Source organism: Mixta tenebrionis (genome assembly GCF_006517625.1).
Classification (GTDB): domain Bacteria; phylum Pseudomonadota; class Gammaproteobacteria; order Enterobacterales; family Enterobacteriaceae; genus Mixta; species Mixta tenebrionis.
In genome coordinates this window covers 317,638-333,889 of the sequence record NZ_VHQI01000001.1, presented here as the reverse complement: position 1 = coordinate 333,889, position 16,252 = coordinate 317,638, and the positions used below count along the sequence as shown (strand labels likewise).

14 protein-coding genes are annotated in these 16,252 nt (G+C 60.9%); 11 read left to right on the top strand and 3 right to left on the bottom strand.

What is annotated here, in order from left to right; genetic code table 11:
* Positions 1-24 precede the first annotated feature (24 nt).
* The 6 genes from lpoB to FKM52_RS01485 all read left to right on the top strand — a co-directional run bounded on the left by lpoB (position 25) and on the right by FKM52_RS01485 (position 5,425).
* Complete coding sequence (gene lpoB, locus FKM52_RS01510; RefSeq protein WP_181407885.1) at positions 25-600, top strand: penicillin-binding protein activator LpoB; 576 nt, start codon at positions 25-27, stop codon at positions 598-600.
* Positions 581-1,411: a thiamine kinase gene (thiK, locus tag FKM52_RS01505; RefSeq protein ID WP_141174431.1), complete on the top strand. Its 831-nt coding sequence runs from the start codon at positions 581-583 to the stop codon at positions 1,409-1,411. The genes lpoB and thiK overlap by 20 nt, the downstream gene beginning before the upstream one ends.
* 57 nt (positions 1,412-1,468) lie before the next feature.
* Positions 1,469-2,506, top strand: coding sequence for a beta-N-acetylhexosaminidase (gene nagZ, locus FKM52_RS01500; RefSeq protein WP_181407876.1), 1,038 nt, complete (start codon positions 1,469-1,471; stop codon positions 2,504-2,506).
* Between the two features lie 40 nt (positions 2,507-2,546).
* On the top strand, positions 2,547-3,089 hold the full coding sequence (gene ycfP / locus FKM52_RS01495; protein ID WP_141174429.1) for an alpha/beta hydrolase YcfP: 543 nt from the start codon (positions 2,547-2,549) through the stop codon (positions 3,087-3,089).
* 217 nt (positions 3,090-3,306) lie between these two features.
* Positions 3,307-4,611 (top strand): NAD(P)/FAD-dependent oxidoreductase, encoded by a 1,305-nt coding sequence (locus FKM52_RS01490; RefSeq protein WP_141174428.1) that lies wholly within the window; start codon positions 3,307-3,309, stop codon positions 4,609-4,611.
* 265 nt (positions 4,612-4,876) lie between these two features.
* Positions 4,877-5,425: a glycine zipper 2TM domain-containing protein gene (locus FKM52_RS01485; RefSeq protein WP_141174427.1), complete on the top strand. Its 549-nt coding sequence runs from the start codon at positions 4,877-4,879 to the stop codon at positions 5,423-5,425.
* A gap of 54 nt (positions 5,426-5,479) precedes the next feature.
* Here FKM52_RS01485 and mfd read toward each other — a convergent pair whose 3' ends face one another.
* Complete coding sequence (mfd, locus tag FKM52_RS01480) at positions 5,480-8,929, bottom strand: transcription-repair coupling factor (RefSeq protein ID WP_141174426.1); 3,450 nt, start codon at positions 8,927-8,929, stop codon at positions 5,480-5,482.
* Between the two features lie 411 nt (positions 8,930-9,340).
* Between mfd and lolC the strand changes: the two genes are divergently transcribed.
* The 5 genes from lolC to cobB are packed head-to-tail and all read left to right on the top strand — an operon-like array spanning position 9,341 to position 14,267.
* Positions 9,341-10,540: a lipoprotein-releasing ABC transporter permease subunit LolC gene (gene lolC / locus FKM52_RS01475; protein ID WP_141174425.1), complete on the top strand. Its 1,200-nt coding sequence runs from the start codon at positions 9,341-9,343 to the stop codon at positions 10,538-10,540.
* Positions 10,533-11,237, top strand: a complete 705-nt coding sequence (lolD, locus tag FKM52_RS01470; RefSeq protein ID WP_141174424.1) for a lipoprotein-releasing ABC transporter ATP-binding protein LolD — start codon at positions 10,533-10,535, stop codon at positions 11,235-11,237. Before lolC ends, lolD begins: the two co-directional genes overlap by 8 nt.
* On the top strand, positions 11,237-12,478 hold the full coding sequence (gene lolE, locus FKM52_RS01465) for a lipoprotein-releasing ABC transporter permease subunit LolE (RefSeq protein WP_141174423.1): 1,242 nt from the start codon (positions 11,237-11,239) through the stop codon (positions 12,476-12,478). The genes lolD and lolE overlap by 1 nt, the downstream gene beginning before the upstream one ends.
* Before the next feature lie 22 nt (positions 12,479-12,500).
* Positions 12,501-13,409 carry an N-acetylglucosamine kinase gene (nagK, locus tag FKM52_RS01460; RefSeq protein ID WP_141174422.1) on the top strand — a complete coding sequence of 303 codons (909 nt, stop codon included), beginning with the start codon at positions 12,501-12,503 and terminating at the stop codon, positions 13,407-13,409.
* 18 nt (positions 13,410-13,427) lie between these two features.
* Positions 13,428-14,267, top strand: coding sequence for a Sir2 family NAD+-dependent deacetylase (gene cobB, locus FKM52_RS01455; RefSeq protein WP_141174421.1), 840 nt, complete (start codon positions 13,428-13,430; stop codon positions 14,265-14,267).
* A 47-nt stretch (positions 14,268-14,314) separates the two neighbouring features.
* Here cobB and FKM52_RS01450 read toward each other — a convergent pair whose 3' ends face one another.
* Together FKM52_RS01450 and FKM52_RS01445 are read right to left on the bottom strand one after the other, a co-directional pair.
* Positions 14,315-15,277 (bottom strand): sugar-binding transcriptional regulator, encoded by a 963-nt coding sequence (locus FKM52_RS01450; protein ID WP_141174420.1) that lies wholly within the window; start codon positions 15,275-15,277, stop codon positions 14,315-14,317.
* A gap of 36 nt (positions 15,278-15,313) precedes the next feature.
* A complete protein-coding gene (locus FKM52_RS01445; RefSeq protein WP_141174419.1) occupies positions 15,314-16,108 on the bottom strand; it encodes a triose-phosphate isomerase in 795 nt (264 codons plus the stop codon).
* Positions 16,109-16,252 lie beyond the last annotated feature (144 nt).

Genomic DNA, 16,252 nt, shown 5'->3' with positions numbered 1-16,252 from the left:
AGAGGTTTAAAACTCTGCGGTGTTATGCTGCTCGCATTCGTGCTGGCGGGTTGTATTAACAACCAACAGTCTCAACAGCCGCCGGCGCCGATAGAACCGGCGCAGCCGGCGCCGCCGGTGGTGGTACAGCCGCCGCCGATAACCAGCCCGCAGCCGGGCGAGGCGGTGCCGCCGCCGCCGAAGTTGAAAAGCATCGACTGGGATGCCAGCCTGCAGCCGCTGGTAAAACAGATGCTGCAGGCGCAGGGCATCACGCCGGGCAGCGTACTGCTGGTCGATCGCATTAAAAACAGCACCAACGGCAGCCTGCAGGCGGCAAAGGCGACGACGGCCTTACAAAACGCGCTGGCAAACAATAATACCTTTACGCTGGTTACGCCGCAGCAGCTGGCCCAGGCGAAGCAGACGCTCGGCCTGTCGCCGGAGGATAGCCTCTCCTCGCGCAGCAAAGCGGTAGGGCTGGCGCGCTACGTCGGCGCGCAGTATGTGCTTTACAGCAATGCGCAGGGCGACGTTAAATCCCCTGAGCTGCAAATGCAGCTGATGCTGGTGCAAACCGGAGAAATTATCTGGTCAGGCAATGGCAGCGTACAGCATTGACAGCGAGCTACAGCCGCTGATCGACGCGCAACAACCGGCAGCTTCGTCTGCCGGTTGTTTTTATCCGCTTAACGGTCTGACCGGCCTCTCCGGCAGGGTTGTTTGCGGCTCGCAGCAGTGGCTGGCGCGCCGAACCCCGTTATCCCCGATTCCCTTTATCTGTCGCCAACGCGAGCGGCGTATCTTGCGACATCTTGCGGCGAGCGGCATGGCGCCGCGCGTGCTGGCAAGCAATGCGCGCTGGCTGCTGCTGGAGTGGCTGCCGGGCCAGCCGGCGGCGCCTGCTGACCTGCCGGCGCTTCAGCCGCAGCTGGTGGCGCTGATGGCGCAGCTGCATCGTCAGCCGCTAAGCGGCTATCGGCTCCGGCTGCTGCCGCTGCTGCAGCATTACTGGCAGCGCTGTCGCCAGCGGCATCCGCGCTGGCTGCGGCGGCTGCGGCGGCTGGCGCAGCAGGGCGAACCGCCGCCGCTGCGTCTGGGGCTGCTGCATATGGATATTCATCCCGGCAATCTGCTGCGACAGCCCGCTGGGCTGCGCCTGATTGACTGGGAATATGCCGCCGACGGCGACGTGGCGCTGGAGCTGGCCGCCGTTATCGACGGCAACGCCCTGGACGCTGCGCAGCAGCAGCGGCTGTTAAGCGACTATGCGCGCGCCAGTCGTCTCGATATTGATGCGCTGCGCCGTCAGGTGGCGCGCTGGCGTCCCTGGCTTCAGCTGCTGGCCGCCAGCTGGTATCAGCTGCGCTGGGAGCAGAGCGGCGAGGAAGCGCTGCGCCAGCATGCGCTGCAAGCCTGGCGACAAATTTAGCGCGCGGCCGGCGCATTCCCGCTATGATATGCGCCAGTTTTTACAGGAGAAATCATCATGTCGATACCCGGTCCGGTGATGCTGGATGTGGCAGGTTACGAGCTGGACGCCGAAGAGCGTGAAATTCTGGCCCATCCGCTGGTAGGCGGTCTGATTTTATTTGCGCGCAACTATCACGATCCCGCTCAGCTGCGCGAGCTGGTGCGGCAGATTCGTGCCGCTTCCCGTGCGCGGCTGGTGGTGACGGTCGATCAGGAGGGCGGGCGCGTACAGCGTTTTCGCGACGGATTTACCACGCTGCCCGCCATGCAATCCTTCGCCGCTCTGAATACCCCGCAGCAGGCCGATGCGCTGGCGCAGCAGGCGGGCTGGCTGATGGCGGCGGAGATGATCGCCATGGATATTGATATCAGCTTCGCGCCGGTACTGGATATCGGTCATATCAGCGCGGCGATTGGCGATCGCGCCTTTCATGACGATCCGCAGATCGCGCTGCGCGTAGCGCGGCGCTTTATTGCCGGGATGCGTGAGGCGGGGATGAAAACTACCGGCAAGCATTTTCCCGGACACGGCGCCGTCAGCGCCGACTCCCATAAGGAAACGCCGCGCGATGAGCGCGATGCCGCCACTATACGCCAGCGCGATATGGCGGTTTTCCAGCAGCTGATTGCGGAAAACGCGCTGGATGCCATTATGCCGGCGCACGTTATCTACACGCAGCTCGATCCGCGTCCGGCCAGCGGCTCCGCCTTCTGGCTGCAACAGGTGCTGCGCGGCGAGCTGAACTTTGACGGCATCATCTTTTCCGACGATCTTTCTATGGAAGGCGCGGCGATTATGGGCAGCTATGCCGAGCGCGCGCAGGCGTCGCTGGAGGCGGGCTGCGATATGATTCTGGTCTGCAACCAGCGCCAGGGGGCGATCAGCGTGCTGGATAATCTGCCTGCGATCAAGGCGGAGCAGGTAAGCCGCCTGTATCATCGGGGATCGTTCAGCCGCCAGCAGCTGCTGGATTCGGCGCGCTGGCAGCAGGCCAGTCAGGCGCTGAGCGCGCTGCAGGCGCGCTGGCTGGCCCACAAGGCGTCGGGCAGCTAATGCGCCATGCCCGGCAGCTTAACCAGAGGTGAGGATAACCATGATTATTTATCTGCACGGTTTTGATTCCAGTAGTCCGGGCAACCATGAAAAAGTGCTGCAGCTGCAGTTTATCGATCCTGATGTGCGGCTGCTGAGCTACAGTACCCGCCATCCGAAGCATGATATGCAGCATCTGCTAAAAGAAACCGATAAGATGCTGATGCTGAACGTTGACGATCGTCCGCTGATTTGCGGCGTCGGTCTCGGCGGCTACTGGGCCGAGCGTATCGGTTTTCTTTGCGACATTCGCCAGGTGATCATTAATCCTAATCTCTGGCCTTATGACAATATGGGCGACAAAATCGATCGCCCGGAAGAGTATCTCGATATCGCCACCAAGTGCGTTGGCAACTTTCGCGAGAAGAACCGCGATCGCTGTCTGGCTCTGCTCTCGCGCCATGACGATATGCTCGACAGTCAGCGCAGCGCGCAGGAGCTGCAGCCCTGGTATGAGCTTATCTGGGACGAAGAACAGCCGCATAAATTCCCGTCGCTTTCCCCTTATTTACAGCGTATCAAGGCCTTCAAAACGCTGGGCTAAAACCTGCAGGCGGGGTCACGCCGATAGTTATCCCGCCTTCCCGCGCGCTGCTGCCGGCGCGACTGGAGAAAAATTGATCTGCATCAAATTTGGTATGACCAACTTACCCCGTCATGCTATTCTCACCCCAGCTCGCGATTTAATTTCGCAACCCTATGTTAACTAAAGTTTTTATTAACTTTGAGTTAACTTTTGGTTTACATTTTGAAGGGGTCTTTTGACTATGCCGTTGAAAAAGATTGTTATTGTTGGGGGAGGCGCTGGCGGGCTGGAGCTGGCGACGCAGCTGGGGCATAAGCTGGGCCGCAGCAAAAAGGCGGAAATTATTCTGGTGGATCGTAACCACAGCCACCTGTGGAAACCCCTGCTGCACGAAGTCGCTACCGGCTCGCTGGATGAGGGAATCGACGCGCTCAGCTATCTGGCTCATGCGCGCAATCACCATTTCCAGTTTCAGCTGGGCTCGCTGGTGGATATCGATCGCGAAAATAAGCAGCTGCAGCTGGCGGAGATTCGCGACGCGCAGGGCGAAGTGCTGGTGCCCGCGCGGGCGCTCTCTTACGACACGCTGGTGATGGCGCTGGGCAGCACCTCAAACGATTTCGGCACGCCGGGCGTGAAAGATCACTGCATCTTCCTCGATAATCCGCATCAGGCGCAGCGTTTTCATAACGAAATGCTGAATCTGTTCCTGAAATTTTCCGCTAACGCCGGCAAGCAGGGAAAAATCAATATCGCCATCGTCGGCGGCGGCGCAACCGGCGTGGAGCTTTCCGCCGAGCTGCATAACGCCGTCAGGCAGCTGCACAGCTATGGCTATAAAGGGCTGGATAATCAGGTGCTGAACGTCACGCTGGTGGAGGCGGGCGAGCGCATTCTGCCGGCGCTGCCGGCGCGGATTTCCGCTGCGGCGCATCAGGAACTGAGCAAGCTCGGCGTCCAGGTGCTGACGCAGACCCTGGTGACCAGCGCCGATAAAGAGGGCCTGCACACCAAAAGCGGCGATTTTATTGCGGCGGATCTGATGGTCTGGGCGGCCGGCATCAAAGCGCCGGACTTTATGAAAGAGATTGGCGGGCTGGAAACCAACCGCATCAATCAGCTGGTGGTAAAAGAGACGCTGCAGACCACGCGCGATGATGATATTTACGCCATCGGCGACTGCGCATCCTGCGCGCTGCCGACAGGCGGGTTTGTACCGCCGCGCGCGCAGTCGGCGCACCAGATGGCCTCGAAGGCGCTGGATAATATTCTGGCGCAGATGCGCGGCCAGGCGCTGAAGCCCTATGTCTATAAGGATCACGGTTCGCTGGTTTCGCTCTCGCGCTTCAGTACCGTCGGCAGCCTGATGGGCAACCTGATGCGCGGGTCGATGATGGTGGAAGGGCGCATCGCGCGTTTCGTCTATATTTCGCTCTACCGCATGCACCAGATTGCGCTGCACGGCTACTTTAAAACCGGTCTGATGATGCTGGCGGGCAGCATTAACCGCGTGATCCGTCCGCGTCTGAAGCTGCACTAGGCCGCATCTGACGGCTTACCTTCGGCCTGTGTCGCCCCGGCGGCGCAGGCTGTTTTCCCCTTCCCGGCGTGCGCCAGGAACTGTCTGAAAAGCCAGTCTTTACTGCGCTTTGGCGCTTTTCTTCCCTTTATCTGATTGTCGCTTTACCCCTGCGTCTGCAAAATTTTTATTACTACCACGGCGGGGCGCGCACGCCGAGGATGCCCGGCTGCAACGGAACCAGCAGCGGCAAGATTGCGCGGTAACATTATCAGGAGGATTTCCTGTGAATAAATCAATGATAGCGGGTATAGGTATTGGTGTGGCGGCAGCTCTGGGCTGTGCCGCCGTTGCCGGCATGAATGTGTTTAACCCTGCTCCCCAGTACGCACAGGTTATTTCCGCAACGCCCATCAAGGAAACCATCAAGAATCCACGTCAGGAGTGCCGTAACGTAACGCTGACGCATCGTCGTCCGGTGCAGGATGAAAACCGCATTGCCGGATCGGTGCTGGGCGCCGTGGCCGGCGGCGTGCTGGGCCATCAGTTCGGCGGCGGGCGTGGTAAAGATGTCGCCACCGTTGCGGGCGCGCTGGCGGGCGGCTATGCAGGCAATCGCGTGCAGGGCAACCTGCAGGATCGCGATACCTGGACCACCACCGAACAGCGCTGTAAAACTGTTTACGACAAGCAGGATAAGATGCTGGGCTATGATGTCACCTACAAAATTGGCGACCGGCAGGGGAAAATCCGCATGGAAAACGATCCCGGCACCCGCATTCCGCTGGATCGCAACGGCCAGCTGATCCTTAACGATAGCGACAGCCGGACATAAATAATATCCTTATCAGCAATTAAGGGGCCGTGGCGGCCCCTTTTTTTACGCCGCTCAGCCAGCCAGAGTATGCGCCTGCATCTGCTCCATCAGCTCTCGCACCCAACGCATGCGCAGCTTGCGCTCATCCAGATCGCGGGTAAACTTCAGGCGCGTCGGGCCATCCAGCCGCCACTGTTGCGGGTCCTGCTGCAACAGGCTAATCAGCCAGCCTGGATCGACCTGGTTTTTCTCGGCGAACTCGATAAAACCGCCTTTTTCGCTGGCCTCAATCCGACGCACGCCCAGCTGCTGCGCGGACAGGCGCAGCGCGGCGATATCCAGCAGGTTGCGCGCCGCGTCCGGCAGCTTGCCGAAACGATCGATCAGCTCCACTTTTAAATCATCCAGTTCGCGGCGATCGTCCGCGCTGGCGATGCGCTTGTAGAAGGAGAGGCGGGTGTTAACGTCAGGAATAAAGTCGTCCGGCAGCAGCGCGGGCATCCGCAGCTCGATCTCCGTCTGGTGGCGGGTCAGATCCTCCAGCGACGGTTCGCGCCCCTCTTTCAGCGCATCGACAGCGTTCTCCAGCAGCTCCATATAAAGCGAAAAGCCGATACTCTCCATCTGGCCGCTCTGATCTTCGCCCAGCAGTTCGCCGGCGCCGCGAATTTCCAGATCGTGCGTCGCCAGGGCAAAACCAGCGCCCAGATCTTCCAGCGAGGCGATTGCCTCCAGGCGCTTGTGCGCATCGGTAGTCATCGCTTTCGGCGGCGGCGTCAGCAGCCAGGCGTAGGCCTGATGGTGCGAACGTCCGACGCGTCCGCGCAGCTGATGCAGCTGCGCCAGGCCAAAGTGGTCGGCGCGCTCGATGATAATGGTATTAGCGGTGGGAATATCGATACCGGTTTCGATAATGGTGGTGCAGACCAGCACGTTAAAGCGCTGATGATGGAAATCATTCATCACCCGCTCCAGGTCGCGCTCGCGCATCTGCCCGTGGCCGATCGCGATGCGCGCTTCCGGCACCAGTTCCGCCAGACGATGCGCCGCCTTTTCAATATTTTCCACGTCGTTATAGAGATAATAGACCTGACCGCCGCGCAGCACTTCACGCAGGATCGCCTCGCGCACCACCAGGCTGTCATATTCGCGGACGAAGGTTTTCACCGCCAGGCGTCGGGCGGGCGGCGTGGCGATAATCGACAGATCGCGCATGCCGCTCATCGCCATATTCAGCGTGCGCGGAATCGGCGTGGCGGTCAGCGTCAGAATATCGACATCGGCGCGCATCGCCTTGATGCGCTCTTTATGGCGCACGCCGAAGCGGTGCTCCTCATCGACAATCAGCAGCCCAAGGTCGCGCCATTTCAGATCGCTCATCAGTAGCTTATGGGTGCCGATCAGAATATCAATCTTGCCTTCGCTTGCCTGCTCCAGCACCTGCGCCTGCTCTTTGGCGCTGCGGAAGCGGGAGAGCATCTCAATGCGCACCGGCCAGTTGGCGAAGCGGTCGCGGAAGTTATCGTAGTGCTGCTGCGCCAGCAGCGTCGTTGGCACCAGCACCGCCACCTGCTTGTTGTTCTCTACCGCCAGGAAGGCGGCGCGCATCGCCACTTCAGTTTTACCGAAGCCGACATCGCCGCATACCAGCCGATCCATCGCCAGCGGCTGACGCATATCGTTCAGCACCGCGTTAATCGCCTGCGCCTGATCCGGCGTGGTTTCAAACGGGAAGCTGTCGCAGAACAGCTGGTACTGTTCGCGATCGTAGGTAAAGGCGTAGCCCGGCCTGGCGGCGCGCTGCGCGTAAATATCCAGCAGCTCCGCCGCCACGTCGCGCACCTTTTCCGCCGCCTTTTGACGCGCGCGCGACCAGGCGTCGCTGCCCAGCTTGTGCAGCGGCGCGTTCTCATCCGCGCCGCCGGCGTAGCGGCTGATCAGATGCAGTGAGGAGACCGGCACGTAGAGTTTGGCGTCGTTGGCGTAGGCCAGCATCAGATATTCCGCCTTGATGCCGCCCGCTTCCAGCGTGGTCAGGCCGATATAGCGCCCTACGCCGTGCTCAAGGTGTACCACCGGCTGACCGGGATGCAGCTCCGCCAGGTTGCGGATCAGCACGTCCGGGTTGATGGTGCGGCGCGTATCCTGGCGGCGGCGGCTGACGCGCTCGCCCAGCAGATCGCCTTCGCAAATCAGCGCGCGCTGGCGCAGATTGTCGATAAAGCCGCGCTCGCTGGCGCCAATCATCAGGTAGCAGCCCGACGCGTCGGCCTGCTCAAGGCGCTGGATCGCTTTCGGCTGCAGCTTAATGCGCGCCAGCAGCTCCTGTAACGCTTCGCGTCGGCCTTCGCTCTCGACGGAAAAGATAACGGCGCCGTTAAAACTTTCCAGAAAGCGGCGCAAATTATCCAGCGGCGCTTTCGCCTGCGGTTCGACGGCCAGATCCGGCAGCGACTGATAATCGAGGTTGCTGTTGGCCGCTTTATCCGGCAGCGTTTCGCCGCTCATACGTACGCGCGGCCACTTTTTCAGCTCGGCGAAAAGCCCATCGGTACGCAGCCAGAGCGTTTCCGGCGGCAGCAACGGGCGCATCGGATCGACGCGGCGATTTTCGAAGCGCGCCATAATATCCTGCCAGAAACGCTCGGCGCTCGCCTCCAGATCGCCGGTGCTGACTACCAGCGTGCCGCGCGGCAGATAGCTGAATAGCGGCACCAGCGGCTGGGCGAAAAACAGCGGCTGCCAGTATTCAATGCCTGCGGGCAATGTGCCTTTGCTCACCTGCTGATAGATATGTTCCGGCTCGCGACGCACGTCAAAATGTTCGCGCCACTGGCTGCGAAACAGCTCAATCGCCGCTTTATCGGTGGGGAATTCGTGCGCGGGCAGCAGGTTGATCGCCTCAACTTCTTCCAGCGTGCGCTGGCTGTCGACGTCAAACAGCCGCAGGCTGTCGATCTCATCATCGAAAAAGTCGATCCGGTAGGGCTGCTCGCTGCCCATCGGAAACAGATCCAGCAGCGCGCCGCGCGTGGCGTATTCGCCATGCTCCATTACCTGATCGACGTGACGATAGCCCGCCTGTTCCAGCCGGTCGCGCAGGCGATCGCGCGACAGCTGCTGACCCTTCTGCATCACCAGCGCATACCCATGCAGGAAATCGTGCGGGCAGAAGCGCTGCATCAGGGTGGTGACCGGCAAAATCAGCACGCCGCGCTCCAGCGTCGGCAGGCGGTAGAGGGTGGAAAGGCGCGAAGAGATAATGTCCTGATGGGGAGAGAAGCTGTCGAACGGCAGCGTTTCCCAGTCGGCCAGGCTGAGCACCGGCTGGCGGGTGAACTGTCTGATTTCATCCTGCAGCCGCAGCGAGGTTTGCATATCCGGCGCAATCAGCATCACCAGTCCGGGGTGACGCTCCGCCATTTCCGCGCATTCAACGGCACAGGCGGCGCCGGTAAGCTGGCCCAGCTGACGTTGATCGGCTGCCGCGGCGGGCAGGGCATAGCGAATCTGTTCAGGCATAGTCTTTTCGACGTTCTCTCTGTTTATTTCAGGGGCGTAATCATTCCACAGAACGCGCTACGGATCATCTGCTGAGGCCGGCTTTTTGTCCCGCCGCGATCGTGCGCCGCGACTTTCGCCGCACCGCTGTTTGACAATTGCGCCTTTTGCATACTTACTCATAAGCGGCTCCGGCGCCGGTTATGCGGCTGGTTTATCCTTAACCCTTTAAATATCAAGGGCAAGTATAGTGCAGTTTGGCGCAGGAGCGAGGAGCGCGGCGGCCCCTGCGCTATTTTTCGGCAGCGGACGGCGACTGAAAAATTCTGACGCATCTTTCGCGTTAACCCTGGCGGGTAAAGGTTCCATAAAGCAGGCGGCTCCTTTATCATCCTGACTACTTTGCTTTTTGCCACGCATAAGACGGATCTCATGTATCAACCTGTCGCGTTATTTATTGGCCTGCGCTATATGCGCGGACGTGCCGCAGACCGCTTTGGCCGGTTTGTCTCCTGGCTTTCCACTATCGGCATCACCCTTGGCGTGCTGGCGCTGGTCACCGTTCTGTCAGTGATGAACGGCTTCGAGCGTGAGCTGGAGGGCAATATTCTCGGCCTGATGCCGCAGGCGCTGATTACCGGCGAGCATGGCTCGCTCAATCCCCAGCGGCAGCCCGCCAGCGCTCTTCAGCTGCAGGGCGTGAAGCGCATTACGCCGCTGACCACCGGCGATGTGGTGCTGCAAAGCGCCAACGGCGTGGCGGTGGGCGTGATGCTTGGCGTAGAGCCGAACGAAGCCGATCCGCTGTCGCCCTGGCTGGTCAATGTCCGGCAGCAGGCGCTGCAGCCCGGCCAGTACAACGTTATTCTCGGCGAACAGCTGGCCGCCCAGCTTGGCGTCAAGCGCGGCGATCGGCTGCGCCTGATGGTGCCTTCCGCCAGCCAGTTTACGCCGATGGGGCGGCTGCCCAGCCAGCGGCTGTTTAACGTTATCGGCACCTTTGCCGCCAACAGCGAGGTGGACGGCTATCAGATGCTGGTAAATCAGCAGGACGCCTCGCGCCTGATGCGCTATCCGGCAGGTAATATCACCGGCTGGCGCCTGTGGCTGGATAAGCCGCTACAGGTGGACAGCGTCAGCCAGCAGCCGCTGCCGCCGGGGCTGGTGTGGAAAGACTGGCGCGACCGCAAGGGCGATCTTTTCCAGGCGGTGCGGATGGAAAAAAATATGATGGGGCTGCTGCTGAGCCTGATTATCGCCGTAGCGGCGTTTAACATTATCACTTCGCTCGGCCTGCTGATTATGGAGAAGCAGGGCGAAGTGGCGATCCTGCAAACCCAGGGGCTGACGCCGCGTCAGATCATGCTGGTGTTTATGGTGCAGGGCGCCAGCGCCGGGATTATCGGCGCGCTGCTCGGCGCGCTGCTCGGCGTGCTGCTGGCCAGCCAGCTGAATAACCTGATGCCGGTTATCGGCATATTTCTTAACGGCGCCGCGCTGCCGGTAGCCATCTCCTACTGGCAGGTGAGCGCCATCGCGCTGATCGCCATGGCGCTGGCGCTGTTGTCAACGCTCTATCCATCGTGGCGCGCCGCCGCCGTACAACCCGCTGAGGCTTTACGCTATGAGTGAATCTATTCTGTTACAGTGTCACAAACTGTGCAAACGCTATCAGGAAGGGAGCGTGCAGACAGAAGTATTGCGCGACGTTAGCTTCACCATGCGGCCCGGCGAAATGATGGCGATCGTCGGCAGCTCCGGCTCCGGTAAAAGTACCCTGCTGCATCTGCTGGGCGGTCTGGACGCGCCGACCTCCGGCGATGTGCTGTTCAACGGGCGCGCGCTCGGCGCCATGAATTCGGCGCAGAAAGCGGAGCTGCGCAACCGCGAGCTGGGCTTTATCTATCAGTTCCACCACCTGCTGCCCGATTTTACCGCGCTGGAAAACGTGGCGATGCCGCTCCTGATCGGCAAAAAAAGCCGGCAGGAGGCGCAGGAAAAAGCGCTGGAGATGCTGAGCGCGGTTGGTCTTGATAAACGCGCCGCTCATCGTCCCGCCGAGCTTTCCGGCGGCGAGCGGCAGCGCGTGGCGATTGCGCGCGCGCTGGTCAATAACCCACGGCTGGTCATGGCCGATGAGCCGACCGGCAACCTTGACGCGCGCAACGCCGACGCCATCTTCGATCTGCTGGGCGAGCTGAACGTGCGTCAGGGCACCGCGTTTCTGGTGGTCACCCACGATTTGCATCTGGCGAGGCGGTTGCCGGCGCAGCGCGAAATGCGCGACGGCCAGCTCAGCGAACAGGTAACGCTGACGGGAGCGCTGTAATGGCTTCACTCTCTTTACTGTTAGCCACGCGTTTCAGCGGCGGACGGCGGCGCGGCGGCATGGTGTCGCTGATTTCGGTGATCTCCACGCTGGGCATCGCGCTGGGCGTGGCGGTGTTGATTGTCGGCCTGAGCGCGATGAACGGCTTTGAGCGCGAGCTGAATAACCGCATTCTGGCGGTGGTGCCGCACGGCGAAATCGAGCCGGTCGAAGGGGCGCTAAGCGGCTGGCAACAGATGCTGCCGCGCATCGAACAGGTGCCGGGCATCGCCGCCGCCGCGCCCTACATTAACTTTACCGGGCTGGTGGAGAGCGGAGCGAAGCTGCAGGCGATTCAGGTCAAAGGCGTCGATCCGGCGCTGGAGACGCGCCTGAGCGCGCTGCCGCAGTTTGTGCAGAACGGCGCCTGGTCCAGCTTTAGCGCCGGAAAACAGCAGATTATTATCGGCAGCGGCGTGGCGAAATCGCTCGCTCTTCGCCAGGGCGACTGGCTGACAATTATGATCCCCAACAGCGACGGGCAGAATAAGCTGCTGCAGCCGAAACGCATTCGCCTGCAGGTAAGCGGCATTTTGCAGCTGAGCGGCATGCTCGATCACAGCCTGGCGCTGGTGCCGCTGGCCGATGCGCAGCGCTACCTGGATAAGGCGAACAACATTAGCGGCATCGCGCTGAAAATGAACGATCCCTTTAACGCCGTTAAGCTGGTGCGCGACGCGGGCGAGGTAACGCAATCCTACGTCTACCTGCGCAGCTGGATCGGCAGCTACGGCTATATGTATCGCGATATCCAGATGATCCGCGCCATTATGTATCTGGCGATGGTGCTGGTGATCGGCGTCGCCTGCTTTAACATCGTTTCCACGCTGGTGATGGCGGTAAAAGATAAAAGCAGCGATATTGCCGTGCTGCGTACGCTGGGGGCGAAGGATGGCCTGATTCGCGCCATCTTCGTCTGGTACGGCCTGCGCGCCGGACTGCTCGGCAGCCTGAGCGGCGTGGCGGTGGGCGTGCTGGCGGCGCTGAATCTGACGCCGCTAATCAAGGGCATTGAACATCTGACCGGGCACCATTTTCTTTCCGGCGATATCTATTTTATCGATTTTCTGCCGTCGGAGCTGCACTGGCTGGATGTGCTCTCGGTACTGGCGACGGCGATCGTGCTGAGCCTGCTGGCGAGCTGGTATCCGGCGCGCCGCGCCAGCCGTATCGATCCGGCGCGGGTATTAAGCGGACAGTAATTCTGACGTGACGGGTGACAAGATGTATTACGGCTTCGATATGGGCGGCAGCAAAATTGCGCTCGGCGTGTATGACCAGCGGCGTCAGCTGCTCTGGAGCAAGCGCGTCGCCACGCCGCGCGATGATTATGCGCAGCTGCTGGACGCTTTCGTCAGCCTGACGGCGGAGGCGGATGCGCTGAGCGCAACGCGCGGCAGCGTCGGCATCGGCGTGCCGGGCCTGATTAATCCCGAAGATGGCGCGTTGTTCACCGCTAACGTCCCGGCGGCGCGAGGACGCGCGCTTGCTCAGGATTTGAGCGTGCTGCTGGATCGCGAGGTGCGCATCGATAACGACGCCAACTGTTTTACCCTTTCCGAAGCCTGGGACGAGGAGTTTCAGCGCTACCCGCTGGTGCTGGGGCTGATTCTCGGCACCGGCGTCGGCGGCGGGCTGGTGGTTGAGGGCAGGCCGGTATCCGGTCGCAGCGGCGTCAGCGGCGAAATGGGGCATATGCGCCTGCCGGTGGACGCGTTAAGCGTGCTGGGCGAGGGCGTTCCCCTGCTGCCTTGCGGCTGCGGCAAGCGCGGCTGTATGGAGACGGTGCTTTCCGGAGGCGGTTTCGCCTGGCTGTTTTACCATTTTTATCAGCAGAGGCTCAGCGCGGAAGCGATCGCCGAACGCTATGCGCAGGGCGATCCCCAGGCGCGGGCGCATACTGCACGCTTTCGCGCCCTGCTGGCGGTTTGCCTGGGCAATCTGCTGACCCTTATCGATCCGCATCTGGTGGTGATCGGCGGCGGATTATCCCGGTTTGAGGCGCTCTGTGACGGCCTGGCGGAACTGGTGCAACCCCACCTGCTGCCGACGGCGAAGCCGCCGCGCTTTGCGCGTGCGCGTCATGGGGACGCGGGCGGAATGCGCGGTGCGGCATTCCTGCATCTCAGGTAAGTAATCAAAGGAGAGTTTATGCGCACACCCCGTCGCCGTTTACGCATTGCGCGCCTGCGTAAAACCCGGCACAAAATGCATCAGCGTTTCCGGCAGCGTATTTTTGAACGCGATCGCAACGCTGAGCTGGCGGCCCATCCGCAGCCGCGCGTGGTGGTGCTGACCGGCGCCGGTATTTCCGCCGAATCGGGCATTCGCACCTTTCGCGCCGGTGACGGACTGTGGGAAGAGCACCGCATTGAGGATGTCGCCACGCCGGAAGGCTTCGCCCGCGATCCGGCGCTGGTGCAGGCGTTCTACAACGCGCGCCGTCGTCAGCTGCAGCAGCCGGAGATCCAGCCCAATGCCGCCCATCTGGCGCTGGCGGAGCTGGAGGCGGTGCTGGGCGATAACTTCCTGCTGGTGACGCAGAATATTGATAACCTGCACGAACGCGCGGGCAGCCAGCGCGTGCTGCATATGCATGGCGAGCTGCTTAAGGCGCGCTGCAGCGTCAGCGGCCAGGTGCTGGAGTGGGCCGGCGATCTCAGCGCGGACGATCGCTGCCACTGCTGCCAGTTCCCGGCGCCTCTGCGCCCGCACGTGGTCTGGTTCGGCGAGATGCCGCTGGGGATGGATGAGATCTATCAGGCGCTTTCTGAAGCGGACTATTTCCTGGCGATCGGCACTTCCGGGCACGTTTATCCGGCGGCGGGCTTTGTGCATGAGGCGAAGTTACAGGGCGTGCATACCGTGGAGCTGAACCTGGAGCCAAGCCAGGTCGGCAGCCAGTTTGCCGAAAAACATTATGGCCTCGCCAGCGCGGTGGTGCCGGCGTGGGTGGAAAAATTCCAGAAGGGACTTTACCGGCTGGTGTAGCGAAAATTCGGCGGCGGCGCGCAGCGGCAACGCCGCCGCAGGCCGGACTACAGCGCCTTGTGCATATTCATCACCGTGCGGGCATTGGAGGCGCTGGTAGCCAGCACGTCAATGACGCCGGTGCGCAGCGCGCCGAGAATGGCGGTGGCCTTGGTGCTTTCCGCGGCGATGGCGATAACGCAGGGGATGGCGCGCAGCTGCTCAAGGCTCAGGCCGATTACGCGATCGTTCATTACGGTATCGGCGGGCTTGCCCTGAATATTAAAAAAGCTGTAGCCCGCCAGATCGCCCACTACGCCCTGTTCCTGACGAGCGGTGATGATCTCCTGCGGCGTAAACCAGCCCAGCTGCACCATAAAGCTGTTCTCATTCATATCGCCCAGCCCAATCAGCGCCACGTCCGCCTTGCTCGCCTGTTCCAGCGTCGCTTTGATCAGGCGATTCTGCATAAAGGCGGTGCGCAGCTCCGAGCTTTCCACATAGGCGGGCGCGTAAAGCGTTTCGCTAAAGCCGTTGAACTTGCGCGCCAGATTACGGCTGATATGGTCAGCGTCTATCAGCTGATTATCGCGCTTGGTGCCGCCGATGCCGCAGATAAAACGGCAGCGGCGTTCCGGGAAGATGCCGACGTGGTTGGCGACGGCGGCGACGTTGCGCCCCTGGCCTACCGTTACGGTCATATCATTTTTCAGAATGCTGGCGAGATAGCTGCTGACCAGCGCCGCTACCTGCTGACGCTGTTCATCCTCATCATGATGATCCAGCGCGATTAGCGCGCGCTTGATGCCGAAATGAGAAATAAACTGCTGCTCGATCTGCGAACTGAATACCGGATGATATTTTACGTTAATCTCCACGATCCCTTCGCTGCGGGCCTTTTTCAGCAGCCTGCCGACCTTGATGCGTGAAATACCGAAGCGTCTGGCAATCTCTTCCTGCGTCTGCTCGCGCTCATAATAGGCTACGGCAATTTCGGTAAGAAGTTCATAATCTGCATCTTGTTCACTCATCACATTCTTTTTCCATCTGAGATAACAGGCACCATACTACAGCGCTTTCAGGATAAAATCCTGCACTACGCTCTGTACGATGCGGCAGTAACCGGCGGCGTCCCACGCCGCTCGCCCGATAAATAAGCCATCAATATCAGCCTGTTGCAGCAAAGGCGCCGCGTTTTGCAAATTTACGCTGCCGCCGTACAGCAGCGGGATGCGCGCGCCTGCCTGCGCGCCATATTTTTCCTGCAGCGCGATGCGCAGCAGACGGTGCATCGCGCCGGCCTCTTCAGGCGCGGCGGGCGTGCCGCCCGCGCCGATAGCCCAGATCGGTTCCCAGGCGAGGAGACATCGCTGCGCCTCGGACGCCGTCAGGCCGTGCAGCGCGATTTTCGCCTGGCGGATCACCGTTTCCGGCGAAACTCCCCAGGCTTTTTCCTCGGCGCTGTCGCCGATACAGATCAGCGGGCGCAGGCCGTGCCGCAGGGCTGTATGAACTTTGCGGTTGATGGCGCCGTCGCTCTCATTAAAGCTGGCCCGCCGTTCGGAATGGCCCAGCTCAACCAGCGAGGCTCCTGCCTCCAGCAGCATGCTGGCGGAAATCTCGCCGGTCCAGGCGCCGCTTTCCGCTTCATGCATATTTTGCCCGCCGGTCAGGCAGGGCAGCTGCTGCTCCGCCAGCCAGCGGGTAACCGGCTGAATGGCGGTAAAAGGCGGGATCACAAAGGGCTGCACTGCCTCATGCAGCACCGGCGGCAGCAGGTACGCCAGCGCTTCGCACCAGGCCTGCGCTTCCGATAGCGGTTTATTCATCTTCCAGCTGGTGCCTACCCACACTTTTTTCATTGCTCTGCTCCTTTGCAAAAAATTCAGCCTGTCAGGCAATGCTTTTATCACCGCCTTTGTGCTGTGAACATATTATTTATTATTGAACATATGTTAGATCACAAAATTAACACGAAAGCGCTGTGAAAATTTTAAATGTGATAT

What these genes read in the sequence shown, in the direction of transcription:
- lpoB (WP_181407885.1), top strand. Translation starts at nt 25, where the DNA reads ATGCTGCTCGCATTCGTGCTGGCGGGTTGTATTAACAACCAACAGTCT.
- thiK (WP_141174431.1), top strand. Translation starts at nt 581, where the DNA reads ATGGCAGCGTACAGCATTGACAGCGAGCTACAGCCGCTGATCGACGCG.
- nagZ (WP_181407876.1), top strand. Translation starts at nt 1,469, where the DNA reads ATGTCGATACCCGGTCCGGTGATGCTGGATGTGGCAGGTTACGAGCTG.
- ycfP (WP_141174429.1), top strand. Translation starts at nt 2,547, where the DNA reads ATGATTATTTATCTGCACGGTTTTGATTCCAGTAGTCCGGGCAACCAT.
- mfd (WP_141174426.1), bottom strand. Translation starts at nt 8,929, where the DNA reads ATGCCTGAACAGATTCGCTATGCCCTGCCCGCCGCGGCAGCCGATCAA.
- lolC (WP_141174425.1), top strand. Translation starts at nt 9,341, where the DNA reads ATGTATCAACCTGTCGCGTTATTTATTGGCCTGCGCTATATGCGCGGA.
- lolD (WP_141174424.1), top strand. Translation starts at nt 10,533, where the DNA reads ATGAGTGAATCTATTCTGTTACAGTGTCACAAACTGTGCAAACGCTAT.
- lolE (WP_141174423.1), top strand. Translation starts at nt 11,237, where the DNA reads ATGGCTTCACTCTCTTTACTGTTAGCCACGCGTTTCAGCGGCGGACGG.
- nagK (WP_141174422.1), top strand. Translation starts at nt 12,501, where the DNA reads ATGTATTACGGCTTCGATATGGGCGGCAGCAAAATTGCGCTCGGCGTG.
- cobB (WP_141174421.1), top strand. Translation starts at nt 13,428, where the DNA reads ATGCGCACACCCCGTCGCCGTTTACGCATTGCGCGCCTGCGTAAAACC.
- FKM52_RS01450 (WP_141174420.1), bottom strand. Translation starts at nt 15,277, where the DNA reads ATGAGTGAACAAGATGCAGATTATGAACTTCTTACCGAAATTGCCGTA.
- FKM52_RS01445 (WP_141174419.1), bottom strand. Translation starts at nt 16,108, where the DNA reads ATGAAAAAAGTGTGGGTAGGCACCAGCTGGAAGATGAATAAACCGCTA.